The sequence below is a fragment of the Mesorhizobium sp. M7A.F.Ca.US.005.03.2.1 genome, assembly GCF_003997795.1.
GTDB classification, from domain to species: Bacteria; Pseudomonadota; Alphaproteobacteria; order Rhizobiales; family Rhizobiaceae; genus Mesorhizobium; species Mesorhizobium ciceri.
Genome location: NZ_RZRP01000774.1, coordinates 1 through 2,983, shown reverse-complemented (window position 1 = coordinate 2,983; position 2,983 = coordinate 1). Strand labels below are relative to the sequence as shown.

The 2,983-nt window shown below is 56.1% G+C and carries 4 protein-coding genes and 1 tRNA gene; 2 read left to right on the top strand and 3 right to left on the bottom strand.

Features of this window, described 5'->3' with window-relative positions; translation table 11 throughout:
- Positions 1–54: 54 nt before the first annotated feature.
- Positions 55–627: a hypothetical protein gene (locus tag EN991_RS30060; RefSeq protein WP_127370104.1), complete on the top strand. Its 573-nt coding sequence runs from the start codon at positions 55–57 to the stop codon at positions 625–627.
- 13 nt (positions 628–640) lie between these two features.
- Here the strand turns inward: EN991_RS30060 and EN991_RS30055 are convergent, their stop codons facing one another.
- From EN991_RS30055 to EN991_RS30045, 3 genes are all read right to left on the bottom strand, one after another.
- Positions 641–1,570 carry a trypsin-like peptidase domain-containing protein gene (locus EN991_RS30055; RefSeq protein WP_164766185.1) on the bottom strand — a complete coding sequence of 310 codons (930 nt, stop codon included), beginning with the start codon at positions 1,568–1,570 and terminating at the stop codon, positions 641–643.
- Between the two features lie 142 nt (positions 1,571–1,712).
- Positions 1,713–1,961 (bottom strand): hypothetical protein, encoded by a 249-nt coding sequence (locus EN991_RS30050; protein WP_127370102.1) that lies wholly within the window; start codon positions 1,959–1,961, stop codon positions 1,713–1,715.
- A gap of 205 nt (positions 1,962–2,166) precedes the next feature.
- A tRNA-Lys gene (locus EN991_RS30045) sits at positions 2,167–2,242 on the bottom strand.
- A 257-nt stretch (positions 2,243–2,499) separates the two neighbouring features.
- Here EN991_RS30045 and EN991_RS30040 point away from each other — a divergent pair.
- Positions 2,500–2,967, top strand: coding sequence for a BA14K family protein (locus EN991_RS30040; protein WP_127370101.1), 468 nt, complete (start codon positions 2,500–2,502; stop codon positions 2,965–2,967).
- Positions 2,968–2,983 lie beyond the last annotated feature (16 nt).

Genomic DNA, 2,983 nt, shown 5'->3' with positions numbered 1-2,983 from the left:
CGCTCCAAGCGCGAAAGCGTGCTCGCTGCCCATCAGCAACAGGAGGCATGAGACATGGCCAAGTCAGATCACTACATCGGTGAAGGCCTTCGCCTACGCATGAAGCTCACCAAGACCGACCTTGCGTCGGTGCCGCATGAATACCGCATCGCCTACCGGCCTGTTGACGAGGACGATGACGATTGCGAGGGCTACGATTTGATACTGTGCGTCAGCGCCGCCAACTACGTCACGGAGGCAAAGGCTGAGATCGCCCGCCTCACGGCTTCGCTGGAGACGCTGAAGGTTGAAGGCCCCAAGATGGTGGCGGCTGAAAAGCAGGCGTCACGCGACCACGCCGTCCGTATGACCCTCTTTCATTCGCTCGCAAAAGCTGGCGTCAAACAGGGGCTGATCGAGGGCGCCATGGCGACACTGGAAAGCCAAAATGATTTCGAGGTCGGTGAGTCCGATGGCCGCAAGAAAGAGCGAGTCGTCCATGCTAGGACCGAGCGAGGGCTGTTAACGGTCGACGCGCTGGTCCAGCAGTTCGTGGAGACCGAAGGGGCAGCTTATCTGGAAAGGCGCGCTGCCCCCGCCGGCGGCCATTTCAATCAGCTAAGCCGGGGCTTGAAGTTGCGCCACTAGCCGAAGGGGGCTTCTAGCTGGTGTGTCTTTTGTGAAGCGGTCTAGCGATGGCGGCAAAGGCCATTCGCTCAACGGCTTCCGTTTTCCAGACCCTACCCAGCGACAATTCGTGCTCGTCTTTGGACACACCGTCTCGGCCAGCATAGACTCCAACCATCAATGGCTCGTCGTCCTTGAGCTCGACTTGAACTCCGTCGTCCGAAAACAGCCGGTCTCCCTTTTCGCCCAAATAAACAACGGGCGATCCGGACATTCCTGACTTCGTCATCGCATCAATGTAGAAAGCGGTCGGGTATTCCTTTCCGCCTAGAGTGAGGGATGTCTGAGGTTCCGATGCAATTGACGCTCGTTTCCATATTGGGAACACGCCACCAGCACTAATCCCTTTTGGGTAGCCGAGAACAAAAACCTCTGATCCAACCGCCGGGTAAAAATGGCTGACGTCAGACACCGGTACTGGCCCAGTTTCTGGCGGCGAAGCGCCACGCTTCATTGTCACTTTGCCTCCTGCAATTGAGCGCAGGCTGTGCCCCCTGCTCTTCAATTCCGGCACGTAGCTGTCGATCAGGATAGCAGCAAAGTCATTTTGATTGTCGTTACCTTTGCTATCGATCCAGATCGGTTCATTTCGCTTAAATAACCACACGTCCATTGGTTTGAAAAAAAGCGACTCGTGCTCTCGACCTTTGATGATCCGTTTCTTGGAAAGCGCGACATGAAACTTAATGCGATTGGGAATTGCTGCTGTTGGTGAAAGGCACGCATTGTCGATCGGATTTCTACCGCTCAACACATGCCAATTAGTGATCAGAAAATAGTTGGTCGCGAGGTGCAAAATGAATCCCGTCGCGCTGCTGATGGCCTGATCGTTGAAGTAAGTTTCTATTTTCGTGGTGATGTAACTTAGTGGGCTTCCCATCCAAAAATTTACGATGACAGGCATTTCTTCTTCTCGATGCAGAAAATTACGGGTCTCCCTGCGTAAACTACCGGGCCACATTCCGCAATTCAGCGCCGCCCACACACTTGGGGCGGCGCGCATGGCTCTATGGCTTGGGACGGTGGTTTTGGCCGATTAGCTACTGCTAGGCCTTTGTGGCCTGCTTCTTTTTGAATCTCCGGAAGCGAGCGTCGGCCCGTTCCAGATAATCGCGAAACTTTGCCGGCCTCCCTCCAGTGGCATTGAGGCCGAGGATAAGAACTTCCGCACCTTTGGCAGTCGTGAGGCATCCGACGAACCCTTCGGCATTCGGAAATTCGCCGAAAACCAAAAGCCTGTGGGATGAACCGTCCGAGTTGTCGCTGAGGGCGAACTCCCGAGAATAGCTTTTCATAGGCACACACTCCTACTTCATCCGGGATTTTGAAGAGGGGTTGCCGGGGAACTCGCGGACAATCGTATAGCGCGGACCAGCCGAGTCAATGCATTCCACCGGCACGCTGGCCAGCCATTACTAAATCGTTATTAAAGACACAAAGGAATTCAAAAAGACCGGTCGCCAAATCTCCGCAAAGCCTTGCGCTGCTTGGGTTTGGGAGTGGTGAGCGCGATGGGATTCGAACCCATGACCTACTGATTAAAAGTCAGTTGCTCTACCGGCTGAGCTACGCGCTCCCGCGGGCGAAAGGCGGCCCTCGAAATTGCGCGGAACATAGGGAGAGTGCCTCGACCGGTCAACCGGAAAAAGAGGTCTCGCAAACACGGGCGGCTTCGCCCTGTCGCGGCACTTGTCCCACGCGCTGTCGGGGGGAGAACGGCCAAGGAACGCTGCCATTTATGCCTGACGGTGGCATCCAGTCTGGGGAACAATTGTATGCGCCGCTCGTTTTTCGGGCACAGGGACGTCCGCCAAACCATCGAGGAGAAGACCAATGAACAGAATCACAACGAGCCTGCTGGCGACCGCTCTCTCCGCCACATTCGTTGCGGCGGAGGCGGTGTCGGTTAATGCCCAACCGAACTATGTGCCGCAGTCCCAGGTCGCGGTGCCGGATGTACAGACAGTCCAGTACCGGGAGTGGCGCAAGGACCGCTACAATCGCAATTTTTCGCGTGACCGCACTTTTTCCCGCAATCGCGGCATGTATTGGAATGGCCATCGCGGCTATCGCGAATATCGCCCCGGCTACCGTCGTCACGGCGATTATTGGTTCCCGCTTGCGGCCTTCGCTACCGGCGCGCTGATTACCGGGGCAATCATCAACAATGAAAACAACCGCGTCTACGGGGGTAACGCCCACGTCCAGTGGTGCTACGACCACTATCGCAGCTACCGTACTTCGGACAACACGTTCCAGCCGAATTACGGCCCTCGCAGGGAGTGCCGCTCGCCTTACTGATCCGAAGTGTGAGTAC